Below are 14,221 nucleotides of genomic sequence, written 5' to 3'. Positions count from 1 at the left end.
ACATGGTTGAGCGACAGCAGAGTGACCGGTCCGGGAGCGCCGCAGGGCTCGCGGACCCGACCGATGCTCGGTCGAACTGCGGTGTCGGGGTCGTCATGGATCTCGACGGCGGGTCACACGACTGGGTGGTACAGGACGGACTCGAACTACTGGCGAACCTCGAACACCGCGGGACCACCGGTGCCGAGAAGGACACCGGCGACGGCGCAGGTATCATGCTGCAGATCCCCCACGAGTTCTTCGCGGACGAACTCGACGCCGATCTCCCCGACCCCGGCGCGTACGCCGTCGGGACGCTCTTTCTCCCACAGGACGACGACGAGGCCGCGGCGCTGAAAGATCTCGTCGAATCGACGCTGGCCGAAGAAGGGCTCGACGTGCTGGCCTGGCGCTCGGTGCCGACGGACAACGAGGACCTCGGCGCGACGGCACTCGAATCGGAGCCGGACGTGACACAGGTCGTCGTCACGTCGGCCACCGGCGCGACCGGCGACGCCTTCTCGCGACAGCTCTACGTTGGTCGCCGCGTGCTGGAGAACGAAATCGAGACGGCGGAGCCGGCGGGCCACGAACGGTTCTACGTCTGCTCGCTGGACCACGAGACGATCGTCTACAAGGGGCTGTTGAAGGCGGAACAGCTGTCGGGCTACTACCCCGATCTGAGCGACGAGCGGTTCGAATCGACGTTCGCACTGGTCCACGCCCGCTTCTCGACGAACACGCTCGGCGCGTGGCACCTCGCTCACCCGTATCGGAACATCATCCACAACGGCGAGTTCAACACGATCCAGGGCAACATCAACTGGATGCGCGCCCGCGAGACCGACATCGAGAGCGACGCGTTCGACGACGGCGAGCAGAGCGCGCAGTCGGACATCGAGAAGCTCAAGCCGATCATCGACGATCCCGACCAGTCCGACACCGCGAGCGTCGACAACGCGCTCGAACTCCTCTTGCAGGACGGTCGAGACCTGCCCCACGCGCTCCGGATGCTCATTCCGGAGGCCTGGCGGGGCGAGATGAACGACGTGCAGGGCGACCGGCGGGACTTCTACGACTACCACGCCTCGCTCGTCGAACCGTGGGACGGTCCGGCGCTCGTCGCCGCCACCGACGGCGACCGCGTCGGCGCAGTGCTCGACCGCAACGGCCTGCGCCCCTGCCGGTACGACATCCTGCAGGACAACACGCTGGTGATGTCCTCCGAAGCCGGCGCGCTCGATCACACCGCCGACGAGATCGACGAACGCGGCCGTCTCCAGCCGGGACAGTGCTTCCTCGCCGATCCCGAGGAGGGTCGCGTCATCCCCGACGAAGAGGTGTTCGAGGACATCAGCGACGAGAAGTACGGCGAGTGGGTCGAACGGGAACAGGTCGATATCGACGACATCGCCGGCCGCGAGTCCGACGCGCCGATCGGCGACGTGGACGGACTCCGGAGCCATCAGGCGATGTACGGCTACACCTACGACGAGGTCGACCACCTCATCCAGCCGATGGCCGAGAAGGGGAAAGACCCCGTCGGCTCGATGGGCGACGACACGCCGCTGTCGGTGCTCTCTCAGTTCAACCGGCCGCTGTTTACATACTTCAAGCAGCTGTTCGCACAGGTGACGAACCCGCCGCTGGACTACATCCGCGAAGAGCTCGTCACCTCGCTGGAGTCGCGGCTGGGCTACCAGCGGAATCTGCTGGCCGAGACACAGGAACACGCCCGCCAGCTCGTGCTCGACTCGCCGATCCTCAGCGACGAGGAGACGGCGGCGATCAAAGAGCTGGACGAGAACGGGATGTCGTCGGCCGTCCTCGATATCACCTACGAGAGAGGGACCGACCTCCGAGAGGCGATCGAGGACGTTCGCGACGAGGCGACCGCGGCCGCGACCGACGCCGACGTGCTCGTGCTCTCGGACCGCGCGGCGGGCGAAGACCGCGTCCCGATCCCGAGCCTGCTGGCGGTCGGCGGCATCCACCACCACCTCGTCCGCAACGGGCTGCGCAACCACGTCGGGCTCGTCGTGGAGTCCGGTGACCCGCGGGCGGTGCATCACTTCGCGACGCTGATCGGGTACGGCGCGGGCGCGGTCAACCCCTACCTCGCCTACCAGACGATCGACGACCTCGTCGCCGGGCCGGACGGTGCGGACCTGGAGGCGGCGATCGGCGCGTACATCACCGCCGTCGAGGACGGACTGCTGAAGACGATGGCCAAGATGGGCATCTCGACGGTCGAGTCCTACCAGGGAGCCCAGATCTTCGAAGCCGTCGGGCTCGGCTCGGACTTCGTCGCCGAGTACTTCGAGGGGACGACCTGCCGCACGGAGGGGATCGGCATCGACGAGATCGAGGCCGACCTCCGCCAGCGCCACGACGTCGCCTGGAGCGAAGCGGAGCCGGACATGCCCCGACAGGGCGAGTACGAGTTCCGGTCGGACGGGATCCACCACCAGTGGAACCCGGATACTGTGGGCAAGCTTCAGCAGGCGGTCCGGATGGGCGACTACGAGACCTACAAGGAGTTCGCAGCGGAGATCAACGACCAACAGCAGACCCTCCAGACGCTGCGGGGCCTCCTGGAGTTCGACGACGATGCCCGCGAGTCGATCCCGGTCGAGGACGTAGAGCCCGTCTCGGAGATCGTACAGCGCTTCGAGACGGCCGCGATGAGCCTCGGGAGCCTCTCTCCCGAGATGCACGAGAACAACGCCATCGCGATGAACCGGATCGGTGCCAACGCCAACACCGGCGAGGGCGGCGAGCCGCCCGAGCGGTTCGGGACCGAGAAGGAGTGTACGACCAAGCAGGTCGCCTCCGGGCGCTTCGGCGTCACGAGCGACTACCTCGCCTCTGCCGAGGAGATCCAGATCAAGATGGCCCAGGGCTCCAAGCCCGGCGAGGGCGGGCACCTGCCCGGCAAGAAGGTCAACGAGATGATCGCCCACGTCCGGTACGCGACGCCGGGCGTCGGCCTCATCTCGCCGCCGCCGCTGCACGACATCTACTCCATCGAGGACCTCAAGCAGCTGATCCACGACCTGAAGGCGGCCAATCCCGATGCCGACATCAACGTCAAGCTCGTCGCGGAGGACGGCATCGGGACGATCGCGGCCGGCGTCGCGAAGGCGAACGCCGACGTGGTCCACATCTCGGGCCACTCCGGTGGGACCGGCGCGTCGCCGAAGACGTCGATCAAGAACGCCGGCCTCCCCTGGGAGCTGGGGCTGGCCGAGGCAAACCAGATGCTCAGCGCGACCGAACTGCGCGACCGGATCAGAGTCACCTCCGACGGCGGGATGAAGACCGGCCGCGACGTGGCCGTCGCCGCGCTGCTGGGCTCGGAAGGGTACATCTTCGGAACCGCGTCGATGGTCACCTCGGGCTGTGTGATGGCCCGACAGTGCCACGAGAACACCTGCCCGGTCGGCGTCGCCACCCAGAACGAGAAGCTACGTGACCGCTTCCCGGGCGAACCCCAGCACGTGGTCAACTACATGACCTTCATCGCCCAGGAGCTGCGCGAGATCATGGCCGAGCTCGGCTTCGAGACCATCGACGAGATGGTCGGTCGAGCGGAGCTGCTCCGACAGCGCGACGACATCGAGAACCCCAAGGCCAAGAAGCTGAACCTCTCCGGGCTCGTCGCCGAGCCGGAGGGCGACCAACGCATCAAGAGCCGCGAGCAGGACCACGACATCGACGAGCAACTCGACTGGGAGCTCATCGAGGCCGCCCGGCCGGCGCTCGAAGACCGCGAGCCGGTCGCGATCGAGACAGAGATCGACAACGTCCACCGCGCGGTCGGTGCGACCCTCTCGAACCGCATCAGCGAGCGGTACGGCACCGACGGACTGGCCGACGACACCATCCGCGTCGACCTCAACGGGACGGCCGGCCAGTCGTTCGGGGCCTTCCTGCAGGACGGCGTGACCATGGCGCTGGACGGGACCGCCAACGACTACGTCGGCAAGGGCCTCTCCGGCGGGAAGGTGATCGTCGAGACGCCACAGACGGCCGCTTTCGACCCCGCCGAGAACATCGTCGTCGGCAACGTCGCGCTGTACGGCGCGACCCAGGGCGAGGCCTACGTCAACGGGATGGCCGGCGAGCGCTTCGCCGTCCGCAACTCCGGGGTCAAGGGCGTCGTCGAGGGCGTCGGCGACCACGGCTGTGAGTACATGACCGGCGGTGCCATCGTCGTCCTGGGCGAGACGGGCAAGAACTTCGCGGCCGGGATGTCCGGCGGCGTCGCCTACGTCTACGACCCCGACGGCGACTTCGAGCAGCGAGCCAACACCGGGATGGTCTCGCTGTCCCGAACGCTGGAAGGGAAAGACGAGCAGATGCTCACCCGACTGGTCGAGAACCACGCCGCCTACACGGACTCCGAGCGGGCAAAGACGCTGCTCGACGACTGGGACGCGGCGCTATCGGACTTCGTGAAGGTGATGCCCGACGCCTACGCCGAGGTAATCGACGAGCGCGACCGCGACGACGTGCGCAACGAACCGCCCGCGTCGGCCACGCCCGAGGCTGGCGCGGCCGAGGGCGGTATCGCGACCAGCGACGACTGATCGAGACCATCGGGCTCGATTCCCGGGTCGATCGGCGGACGACTCTTTTTTGCCGCTCGGCTGTGGACCACCGGCCGTGCCTCCGCAGTCCGTTCCTGACGCACCACGCGAGTCGGTACCCGTAGGACCAACCGTTTTTCCGTCGCCGCTCGACCTGCCAGTATGGACTCGCTGCTGATCATCGGCGGGACGCGCTTCATCGGCCGGGCGACGGTCGAGGAGTTCCGCGAGCACGGCTACGACGTGACGATCTGTAACCGCGGGAACCACGCCAATCCCTTCGCAGACGATCCCGGCGTCGATCACGTCGAGGGCGACCGACGCGATCGCGACGACCTCGAAGCGGTTCGCGAACAGGTCGACCCCGACGCCGTGATCGACTGCGTGGCCTACTTCCCCGAGGACGTGCGCGTCGCGACCGACGTGTTCGCCGACGCCGAGGCCTACGTCTACGTCTCCAGTGGCGCGTCCTACGGCGTCGAGCGCGTCCCGAAGCGAGAGAACGAGACGCCGCTGTGTGAGTGTACGCCCGAACAGGCGACGACCGACAGTGCGGCGACCTACGGGCCGCGGAAAGCCGAGGGCGACCGCGAGCTGTTCGCGGCGGCCGAGCGCGGGGTACGCGCCATGAGCGTCCGCCCCACCGTCGTTTACGGGCCACACGACTACACCGAGCGCTTCGACTACTGGATCGATCGCGTGGACAACCACGACCGCGTCGCCGTGCCGGGCGACGGGCTGAGCCTCTGGCAGCTGGTCTACGTCGAGGACGTCGCCAGCGCGCTCCGGGTCGTCGCCGAGTCGGGCACTGCCGGCGAGGCGTACAACGTCGGCGACGACCACGTCCCGACGCTGGGCGAGTGGGTCGATCTGCTGGCAGCGGCCTGCGACACCGCGGTCGAACGAGTGGCGGTGAGCGAGCGCGAACTGAGGCGTGTCGGACTCGAATCGACGGAGTTCCCGCTGTATCGGCCCTCGCCACACCTGCTCTCGACGGCGAAGCTGCGCTCGCTGGGCTGGTCGTCGACGCCACACGAGGCGGCACTGGCGGCGACGGTCGACGAACACCGCGAGAGCGAGCGCACGGGGCGAGGCGAGGGGCCCGACCGGGCCGACGAGACGGCGCTGTTGGCGTCGCTCGGCGAGTGAGCCGGCGACAGCGCCGAGCGTCTCGCCCTATACCCACTCGTCCAGACAGTCCGTCGAGCAAAACGCCAGGTCCACGTCCGAGTCGGCGTCGCGAACGTGGGCTCTGAGTGTGTACGCCCGCGTGTCGGTGTCGCAGTTGACACAGGACATGACACCCGTTCTTCGAGATCTGGACGGATTGTTATAGAGTGGTTACCGGTTCGTCGCCGAGTCGCTATCAGAGCGGGCCCGGTTCGAAGAGGAACACGATCGCTTCGCTGGTGACGAGCAGCGACGCGTACGCGAGCGCCGGAACGAGCAGCGAGTCCGTCCGCTCGTAGGTGTAAGCGGCCACGCCGAGCGTCGCCAGGTTGGCGAGCCCGTACAGTCCGGCAGCGATGGAGTCGATCGAGGCGACCCACTGGACCCCAGAGAGGACGACGAACAGCACCGCGGGAACGGCGGCGACGGCCCGGATCCACCCCGCATCGAAGCGTGTTCTGGAGACGTGGACAGCGAGCGACGCGAGCGCGAACAGGCCGACGCCGACGTACTTCGAGGTCTCGCCGATGCCGCCGACCAGTCCCTGATCGCCAAGCACGAACGCGCCCAGCAACGTCGTCAGGGCGATCGCGGTGTCACTGCTCGTGATCGATCGAACGCTCCCCTGAACGAGGACCTGGTTGAGCACCAGCGCCAGCGGAACGGCGACGAACACCCTGGCGAGCGTCGTGGCGGCGACGAAAGTGACCGCGGCCCGTTCGGCGTAGGCCGTGAGCACGAGCGTCTTGAACGGGACGCTCGTGACGTTACCGACGAGGTCCGTCACGCCGATCAGGACGGCCGGCGTGACGACGGCCAGTGCGACCAGTGCCAGATCCGATCTGCCGGGAAGCGCCGTGCCGACGGGCAGGTTTCTGGTACGGACGTAGACGGCCGCGATGACGACGACGCTCGCGACCAACGGCCCGCTGTAGACGAACGAACTCGCGAGGAAGGCACCGAGACCGTCGACACCGAGCGCGTCGGCCAGCGGGAGGTTCCGGACCGAGGGACCGACCACCCGCTTCCACAGCGTCCCGGTCCACAGCTGGACCGCCAGCAGCGCCGCCACGACGATCAGTAGTTCCGTGGCCAGCGGGCGGGGAGTCTCGTCGAGTGGGCCCGTCGTTGCCATGGCCGTTCAGTTCCGTCCCACCCGATAAAAAACGGAGGGTCGGTCGACGAGTGCGCGCGTCGGTCGCTCGACCGACCCGCCGTCCTGGAGCGACCGCCGGCCACGACAAGTGTTTTCACGCCTGGCTGACCACCCACGGGTATGTTCGACAAAACGAGCTGGATCAGGCTCCCCCACAACGTGGTGGTGGGCCACGGCGTCCTCGACCAGACTGTCGCGGCCGTCGAGGACATCCACCTCTCCGGGCGGCCGCTGATCGTCGCCAGCCCGACGCCGTACAGCGTGGCCGGCGGGCGCGTCGTCGCGCAGTTCGAGGACGCCGACGCAGATCCGGCCGAGGTGATCGTCGAGGAGGCCAGCTTCGAAGCTGTCGAGTCGGTCATCGAGACCGCCCGCTCGGTCGACGCCGGCTATCTGCTGGGCGTCGGCGGCGGAAAGGCCATCGACATCGCGAAGATGGCCGCCGACGAGCTGAACCTGGGTTTCGTCTCCGTGCCGACCGCCGCCAGTCACGACGGCATCGTCTCCGGACGCGGTTCGGTCCCGGAGGGCGATACGCGCCACAGCGTCGCCTCTGAGCCGCCCCTGGCCGTCGTCGCCGACACCGAGATCCTCGCCGAAGCCCCCTGGCGGCTGACCACCGCGGGCTGTGCCGACATCATCTCGAACTACACCGCAGTGCGGGACTGGCAGCTGGCCCACCGGCTGAAGAACGTGGAGTACTCGGAGTACGCGGGCGAGCTGGCCCGGATGACCGCGGAGATGCTCGTCGAGAACGCCGGCTCGATCAAGCAGGGACTCGAAGAGTCGTCGTGGATCGTCGTCAAGGCGCTGGTCTCCTCCGGCGTCGCCATGTCGATCGCCGACTCCTCGCGGCCCGCCTCCGGCGCTGAACACCTCTTTTCCCACCAGCTCGACCGAATCGCGCCCGACGCCGCGCTCCACGGCCACCAGGTCGGCGTCGGCTCGATCATGACCGAGTACCTCCACAGCGGCGCGAAAGGGCAGTGGATCGACGTTCGCGACGCGCTGGCATCGATCGGCGCGCCCACGACGGCCGACGAGCTGGGGATCGACGACGACACCGTACTGGAAGCGCTGACGACCGCCCACGAGATCCGAGACCGCTACACGATCCTGGGCGACGGGATGAGCGAGGCCGCCGCCCGCGAGGCGGCGACCGTGACCGGCGTTATCTGATACTACCGGCTGTAAATCTGTGAACGATTTCGCCACCCCGGAGTGGCGAAGATCTTCACGAAGTTACAGCCGGCAGTATGAGACGGCCTCTTGTCGCAGTTTGCCCGGTCGACCGTACGATTGCGTACGGTCGATCTGGTACCGATCTACACGAATTCGGGGATCTTCGGGTCGACCCGCCAGACACCGCGCTCGGCCTGCCCGCCGTCGTAGGTGGCGTCGGCGAGGACGAGCAGTCGGTACACGGTCTCGGCGTCGGTGTCCTCGGCGTTGCGGACGCCGGCAATCGTGACGCGGACGATCCCGTCGATCGTACAGCTGACGCCGGTCGCGTCCTTGACGGCGTCACGCGCCCGCTCGGAGAGGGGCGTCTCGCTCCCGCCGACACAGCGCGGGACCCGTCTGCGGTCTTCACCCTGAACGTGTAGCACCTCGCCGTCGTCGTTCTCCACCCGGACGTACACGTCCGCGAACCCGTCGCACGCGCGCTCGACGGCGGCGTCGTACGCGTCGGGAGAGAGACTGAGCGTCGTCTGGTTCACCGGGAAGGGGCCGTGGCGCTGCTGGAGCAACTCGATCCCGTTACCGATCACGTCCCGAGATCCACCCACCGATTCCATACGTCGTACTCGTCAGCGACACCAATAAAAGCAGCCAGTCGTTTGCGAGACGTGAGAACGCCCCGTTCACCCACCAAGTTGGGCCGTTGTGGGAGTTCCAGAGCGAACGTCGCCTCAGACTGCCGGCCGTGACTATAATCTGAAAGGAAGGTGATAAGTATATCAATATCAGTATTATAAAATTGAATAATGTATGCTTCTTAATACCAGACGTGCAGTACTATGCGGCATATCTGCTGTGATGGTCGGTACCAGTGGCTGTCTCTCCTCAGGCAAATCTTCTGGGCACACACAAGATACATCAACAAAAATTATTAATAAAGGTCAAGAAAAGCGCACAAACACCGTCAACATCTTGAGCGACAGCGGAAACCAGACGGTATTTCGAGGAACCCTGTCGGCGGAGCTGCCACCGTGTGAAATCGTCTGTGCTCCCTCTTCGAGCGGTGGAGACGAGGAGCGGTTTTCCGTGCTCGAAATGACTGCACGACCGACGGAAAGCGAAGAGCCACAGCACCGGTACTACGAGTACGAGACGACGATCGAGTGGAACGAGCGGCCGGCGAAAGTCTACACCCTCCACGCTGGTCCGGAGGGAGAAGTAATCGGTCAGGGAGGGCAGAAGACGTTCGAAGAGACAGCGGACGGCTACGTCGAAAGCTGACCAAAGCAATCAGAAGAGAGGTCAGCAAGTCACACTACACGTGTTCGTCGAGGAACTCGACGACCCGCGTGTAGGCCTCGATCCGGTTCTCTCGCTTGGCGATCCCGTGGCCCTCGTCGTCGAAGACCAGCAGTTCGACCGGAACGTCTCGCTCGCGGACGGCGTCGGCGATCTGTTCGGCCTCGCCGACCGGGACCCGCGGGTCGTTCTCGCCGTGGATGACGAACAGCGGCGCGGCGATCTGGTCGGCGCTGTGGATCGGCGAGACGGATTCGAGGAACTCGCGGTCGTCCTCCAGTGAGCCGTACTCGGCTTCGCGGAGCGAGCGACGCCAGTCGCCGGTGTTTTCGAGGAAGGTGACGAAGTTCGCGATGCCGACCACGTCGACGCCCGCGGCCCAGAGGTCTGGGTACTCCGTCATCGCGGCGAGCACCATGAACCCGCCGTAGGAGCCGCCCTTGGCCACCAGTCGGTCGGAGTCGACCGCCGGATGCTCGTGGAGCCAGTCCACGCCGGCACGGATGTCTCGGACGCTGTCAAGCCGGTTTTCCACGTCGTCCAGTTGCATGTAGGCGGTACCGTAGCCGCTCGATCCCCTGACGTTGGGTTCGAACAGCGCGTAGCCACGCGAGAGGAAGTACTGCTGGAGGCCGGAGAAGGAGGGTCGGCGCTGGCTCTCGGGACCGCCGTGGATGTCGACGATCACCGGGACGCCGTCGTCGGCCCTGACCTCGGCCGGCGGCAGCGAGAAGAACGCCGGAATCTCTCGCCCGTCGAAGCTCTCGAAGTGGATCAGTTCCGGTGGGACGAACGTCGAGTCGGGGATGCCGGCTGTCGAGGCGTGCGTCCAGCGGGTGGCCTCGCCCGTCTCGGTCTCGACGACGAAGACGTTCGTGTTGACCGTCCGGCCGGTGACCGTCACCGCGAAGCGCTCGGCGTCGGGTCCCCACGAGACGCCGCCAGCGATCCCGCCGGGCAGCTCCGGCGTCGGAAACGTCTCGATAGTGGTCTCGTCGGTCAACTGTCCGACGGTCAGGTCCGTGTAGCCGTCGACGTTCCGGGAGTAGGCGAGCCGTCCGGTGTCGACGTCGACGGACACGCCGTCGACGTTCCAGTCGTCGTCCGAGACGACCTCGCGGAGCGTCCCGTCGAGATCGAGGCGGGCCAGCCAGCGCAGGTCCGCATCGCTGTCGGTGACGAGATAGACGCCGTCGCCGTCGGGTGCCCACTGGGCACTCCCGTAGCGCACGTCGCCGTCGTGGGGCGTGAGGTACTCGAAATCTCCCGATTCGAGGTCGAGGACGAAGAGATCCTGGTCGACGTTCGAGTGGGCCTCGCCGACGAGGAGTTTCGTGTCGTCGGGCGACCAGCCGCCGACGGTGAGCCAGCCGTCGCCCTCGTGGACCAGTGTGGCCTCGTCGTCGTCCCGGCCCTGCACGTAGATGTCGAAGACGCTTTCGTCGCGGCGATTCGAGGCGAAGGCGAATCGCTCGCCGTCGTGGCTCCAGCCGCCCCAGCGGTGTTTGGCGTCCGGACTGTCGGTGAGCGACGTGATCGTGCCGTCGGCGTCGAGGCGGAACAGCTGCATCCGTTCGTCGCCCCCCTCGTCTTTGCCGAAGATCAGCTCCGGCCGTTCGGGCGAGTACGAAGCGAAGGACACGGAGTCCCCGTAGAAGGTGCGCTGCTGGGGCCAGCCGCCCGGTTCGTCGACGTTCCAGAGCTGGAACGTGCCGGTCGTGTCCATCCGGAAGGCGAGCTGTCCGTCGGGCCCGAGCGTCGCCCCGGTCGCAGATCTGACGTTGAGATAGCGTTCGAGATCGTACACGCCAGATGTCTGGGCGAGCGCGAGTATAACGGTTTGGCGCTGGCTGCAGTGACCACACTATTGAGAGTACATATGTATATTGGTTAGAAATAAAATAATAGATATGTAATCTAGAAGTATTTTATGGCTATCATCGGAATCAAAGATCGCAATGCCAAACCGAAGGACATTCCTCCTCACTGCAGGTTCGCTCGCGACTGTCGGAGCCACCGGCGCTGTCACTGCGCAGCGACAGTCACAGAAACCGACGACCGACGTAGTCGGCGAGGCGTTCCACCAGGGACTGGTGCGAAACGGGTCCGAGGGCGCGACTCGCGCGCTCGAAGGCTTCCGACTGGAGCCGTCGGTCGAGGCGACACGGGAGTTCCAGGTCAACGAGGACGTGCAGGCGGATGTCGAAGCAGAGACGAACGACACCGCCACCGAACAGGACGTGGAACCGGAGTACACGTACAACGATCCGGAAAACTCGGACTCCGAGCTGGTCGTCGGCGTCAGCGACGCGGGCGGCGACGAGGTGTGGGTCGCGGTCGGGATGACACTGGAGGGGCTCAACCGCACCATCCGGAACTCCTGGTGGTGTGACGACGCCATCGGAATCGGGTACATCAACGGAGACTGGGCCCCGGTCGGGGAACCGAGCGTCGGCGCGACGGAACGTCACTCGGCGAAGTTCACCTCCGACGACGTGGCTCAGGACGCACTCGCCGGGACGGTCGACATCGTCAATCACAACGACTTCGGTGCCGCAGCCGGGGACTCGCTGCCCAGTGCGTCCGCGAGCCTGACCGCGAAGTTCCGGCTGCGCGACGACGGCGAACCGAGCACGATCTGGGGGTCGTACACGCACACCTTCGCCGGCTCGCCGACCTCGTCGATACAGGGCATCTCCGGCGGTGCCGGTGGCCTCTCGGTCAATCTGAGTCTGGGTGCTGCGAACGCGTGGAGTATCGCACACCCGACCGACCCAGCGGACAAACTGTAACGCCGAGCCCGCTAGGCCAACCCGACGACGAACAGCAGGAACGCGACGCTACCGGAGACGATAGCTGCCCCGATCAGAGAGACGTTCCGACCACGCTCCAGTCCGAACCCCCAGATCACGGCTCCCCAGAGCGAGCCGACGGCGTTGAACGCCAGCGCGATCGGGGTCCAGTTCTCGATCTGGCCGAGCAGCGTCGATTGGAACGTGGCGGGCTCCATCCCCTGGCTGATCGTCATGGGATCCATCGTCACCCACAGCGCCGCGATCGCCAGGGGCATCGTCACCAGTGCCGGGACGAAGCCCCAGGCGGCGACCGTCAGCGTATTGCCGAACGAGCCCTGTCCGCCGGCCAGTGCCGTTCCGAGATGGAGCAGTCCGGCGACGACGAACAGAACGACCGGGACACCGACGAGCAGCGGGCCGTAGAACTGTCCCATCGCGTCGTCGATGATCGTGTCGATGTTGCGCTCGATCTCGGCGGGCTCGTCACAGCCGAAGGTGGCGTTCGTCTCGGAGAAGCTCTCGTTCATCCGCCCGTCACAGAACTGGTCGGAGGGTCGGTCCGGATTGTCGACCATCACGGTGCCGTCGATCTTCGCCGAGAAGACCGCGCCGAGCCCGGCCACCATCACGAGCGTGCCGACCACGACCAGCGCGGCGACGATCAGACCGCGATCGAACGTCGGCTCGCGGTCTGCGAAGTATCTATCCGGGCGGAGGAGGGGCGTTCGCGGGGCCATGTACGGACGGCTGCGGAGACGAATGAAATGCTTTATGGATTCCGATGAGAGAGCGAACGTCGCGGGACCGACAGACGCCCCGGCAACGGTTGGATTTTTCACGGGCCACGTTGACCGTCAGGTATGCGCGTCGCGTTCGTCGCCATGGAGACGACCCACCACCGGGACACAGAGGGGGCCCGCCGGCTCGAACGCGTCGCCCAGCAGCTGACCGAGCGGGGCCACGAGGTGACGATCTACTGCGCTCGCTGGTGGGACAGCGACCTGCGGACCTTCGAGCCCGACGACATCACCTACCGCGCGGTGACGGCGACGCCGAACGCGGCAGCGTTCGCGACGCGCCTGCCCGTTCGTCTCGCGCGCCACCCGCCGGACGTGATCCACGCCAGTCCGCGCCCGCCCGGCGGCGTCGTGGGGGCCAGTGTCGGCGGGACGATCACGCGCGCCCCAGTGCTGGTCGACTGGTTCGGCGACGAGGCGATCGGCGGCACACGACTGGTCGACCGCGCGGCAAAGAGCGCAGACTGCGTGGTCACGCCGTCGGAGATGGTCCGGACGACCGTCCGGGAACACGGTGCCAGCAGCGACCGGACGGCGATCGTCCCGGAGAGCATCGACATGGGACAGATCCGAGACACCGATCCCGCAGCGACCGTCGACGTGGCCTTCGCCCATCCGTTAGACGAGAGCGCCAACGTCGAGAGCCTCCTGCTCGGCCTGGCGGAGCTCCGGGAACGGGACTGGTCGGCGAAGATCGTCGGCGACGGCCCCTACCGCGAGGACTACGAGCGGCAGGTCCGCGACCTTCGCATCGAGGACCGCGTCGAGTTCGTCGGAGCCTGTGACCGCGAGGAACGAATCAGCATCTACCGGGGCGCACACGTCTTCGTCCAGACGGCCTACCGGGAGTACTTCGCCAGCGAGTTGCTGTGGGCACTCGCCTGTGGCTGTATCGGCATCGTCGAGTATCAGGCCCGCTCTAGCGCCCACGAGCTGATCGAACACCGCGAGCGCAGCTTCCGGGTCACGAGCACCCAGCAGATGGCCGACGCCATCGTCGCGAGCGGCGACTACCCCCACGAGACGATCGACGAATCGCTCGCCGAGTACGACCACGACGCCGTCCGCGAGCAGTATCTCGAACACTACCGGCGGCTGATCGAGGCCCACGGCCTGCTGTGATACGGAAAGTTGTAGGTCTTTACCAGATCGACCGCACGACTGCGTGCGGTCGACTGGGTAAACGCTTACAACCGTCCGTATGAGAGACGGTCGCCGATCGTGACACAAGGCGTTTACTCGTCGGGCCGA

The 14,221-nt window shown here is 66.5% G+C and carries 11 protein-coding genes; 6 read left to right on the top strand and 5 right to left on the bottom strand.

Going from position 1 to position 14,221, the window contains the following annotated elements:
- The first annotated feature begins 2 nt into the window (after positions 1 to 2).
- Both gltB and HALKA_RS0110880 read left to right on the top strand, forming a co-directional pair.
- Positions 3 to 4,571: a glutamate synthase large subunit gene (gene gltB / locus HALKA_RS0110885; protein ID WP_026190270.1), complete on the top strand. Its 4,569-nt coding sequence runs from the start codon at positions 3 to 5 to the stop codon at positions 4,569 to 4,571.
- Positions 4,572 to 4,733: 162 nt separating this feature from the next.
- A complete protein-coding gene (locus HALKA_RS0110880; protein WP_018258021.1) occupies positions 4,734 to 5,720 on the top strand; it encodes an NAD-dependent epimerase/dehydratase family protein in 987 nt (328 codons plus the stop codon).
- Positions 5,721 to 5,747: 27 nt separating this feature from the next.
- Here the strand turns inward: HALKA_RS0110880 and HALKA_RS22140 are convergent, their stop codons facing one another.
- A complete protein-coding gene (locus tag HALKA_RS22140) occupies positions 5,748 to 5,870 on the bottom strand; it encodes a hypothetical protein (protein ID WP_018258020.1) in 123 nt (40 codons plus the stop codon).
- Between the two features lie 67 nt (positions 5,871 to 5,937).
- Complete coding sequence (locus tag HALKA_RS0110870; RefSeq protein WP_018258019.1) at positions 5,938 to 6,876, bottom strand: hypothetical protein; 939 nt, start codon at positions 6,874 to 6,876, stop codon at positions 5,938 to 5,940.
- A gap of 141 nt (positions 6,877 to 7,017) precedes the next feature.
- Here HALKA_RS0110870 and HALKA_RS0110865 point away from each other — a divergent pair, with 141 nt between their 5' ends.
- On the top strand, positions 7,018 to 8,076 hold the full coding sequence (locus tag HALKA_RS0110865; RefSeq protein WP_018258018.1) for an NAD(P)-dependent glycerol-1-phosphate dehydrogenase: 1,059 nt from the start codon (positions 7,018 to 7,020) through the stop codon (positions 8,074 to 8,076).
- A gap of 146 nt (positions 8,077 to 8,222) precedes the next feature.
- On the opposite strand, the gene HALKA_RS19495 is transcribed toward HALKA_RS0110865, so the two are convergent.
- The gene (locus HALKA_RS19495) at positions 8,223 to 8,696 is read right to left on the bottom strand and encodes a hypothetical protein (protein ID WP_018258017.1); all 474 of its coding nucleotides are present in this window, start codon (positions 8,694 to 8,696) and stop codon (positions 8,223 to 8,225) included.
- Between the two features lie 478 nt (positions 8,697 to 9,174).
- On the opposite strand from HALKA_RS19495, the gene HALKA_RS0110855 reads away from it, so the two are divergent.
- A complete protein-coding gene (locus HALKA_RS0110855) occupies positions 9,175 to 9,360 on the top strand; it encodes a hypothetical protein (RefSeq protein ID WP_018258016.1) in 186 nt (61 codons plus the stop codon).
- 34 nt (positions 9,361 to 9,394) lie between these two features.
- Here HALKA_RS0110855 and HALKA_RS0110850 read toward each other — a convergent pair whose 3' ends face one another.
- Positions 9,395 to 11,185, bottom strand: a complete 1,791-nt coding sequence (locus HALKA_RS0110850; protein WP_018258015.1) for a S9 family peptidase — start codon at positions 11,183 to 11,185, stop codon at positions 9,395 to 9,397.
- Positions 11,186 to 11,336: 151 nt separating this feature from the next.
- On the opposite strand from HALKA_RS0110850, the gene HALKA_RS0110845 reads away from it, so the two are divergent.
- Entirely contained in the window at positions 11,337 to 12,170 is an 834-nt protein-coding gene (locus HALKA_RS0110845) for a hypothetical protein (RefSeq protein WP_018258014.1), read from the top strand.
- Positions 12,171 to 12,181: 11 nt separating this feature from the next.
- On the opposite strand, the gene HALKA_RS0110840 is transcribed toward HALKA_RS0110845, so the two are convergent.
- Positions 12,182 to 12,910: a Yip1 family protein gene (locus HALKA_RS0110840; protein WP_018258013.1), complete on the bottom strand. Its 729-nt coding sequence runs from the start codon at positions 12,908 to 12,910 to the stop codon at positions 12,182 to 12,184.
- A gap of 123 nt (positions 12,911 to 13,033) precedes the next feature.
- Between HALKA_RS0110840 and HALKA_RS0110835 the strand changes: the two genes are divergently transcribed.
- Positions 13,034 to 14,092 (top strand): glycosyltransferase family 4 protein, encoded by a 1,059-nt coding sequence (locus HALKA_RS0110835; RefSeq protein WP_018258012.1) that lies wholly within the window; start codon positions 13,034 to 13,036, stop codon positions 14,090 to 14,092.
- Positions 14,093 to 14,221: the final 129 nt, after the last annotated feature.

This window comes from Halomicrobium katesii DSM 19301 (assembly GCF_000379085.1).
Classification (GTDB): Archaea; Halobacteriota; Halobacteria; order Halobacteriales; family Haloarculaceae; genus Halomicrobium; species Halomicrobium katesii.
The sequence above is the reverse complement of the archived record's forward strand: the minus strand, read 5'-3'. Positions and strand labels throughout refer to the sequence as shown.

What these genes read in the sequence shown, in the direction of transcription:
- gltB (WP_026190270.1), top strand. Translation starts at nt 3, where the DNA reads ATGGTTGAGCGACAGCAGAGTGACCGGTCCGGGAGCGCCGCAGGGCTC.
- HALKA_RS0110880 (WP_018258021.1), top strand. Translation starts at nt 4,734, where the DNA reads ATGGACTCGCTGCTGATCATCGGCGGGACGCGCTTCATCGGCCGGGCG.
- HALKA_RS22140 (WP_018258020.1), bottom strand. Translation starts at nt 5,870, where the DNA reads ATGTCCTGTGTCAACTGCGACACCGACACGCGGGCGTACACACTCAGA.
- HALKA_RS0110870 (WP_018258019.1), bottom strand. Translation starts at nt 6,876, where the DNA reads ATGGCAACGACGGGCCCACTCGACGAGACTCCCCGCCCGCTGGCCACG.
- HALKA_RS0110865 (WP_018258018.1), top strand. Translation starts at nt 7,018, where the DNA reads ATGTTCGACAAAACGAGCTGGATCAGGCTCCCCCACAACGTGGTGGTG.
- HALKA_RS19495 (WP_018258017.1), bottom strand. Translation starts at nt 8,696, where the DNA reads ATGGAATCGGTGGGTGGATCTCGGGACGTGATCGGTAACGGGATCGAG.
- HALKA_RS0110855 (WP_018258016.1), top strand. Translation starts at nt 9,175, where the DNA reads ATGACTGCACGACCGACGGAAAGCGAAGAGCCACAGCACCGGTACTAC.
- HALKA_RS0110845 (WP_018258014.1), top strand. Translation starts at nt 11,337, where the DNA reads ATGCCAAACCGAAGGACATTCCTCCTCACTGCAGGTTCGCTCGCGACT.
- HALKA_RS0110840 (WP_018258013.1), bottom strand. Translation starts at nt 12,910, where the DNA reads ATGGCCCCGCGAACGCCCCTCCTCCGCCCGGATAGATACTTCGCAGAC.
- HALKA_RS0110835 (WP_018258012.1), top strand. Translation starts at nt 13,034, where the DNA reads ATGCGCGTCGCGTTCGTCGCCATGGAGACGACCCACCACCGGGACACA.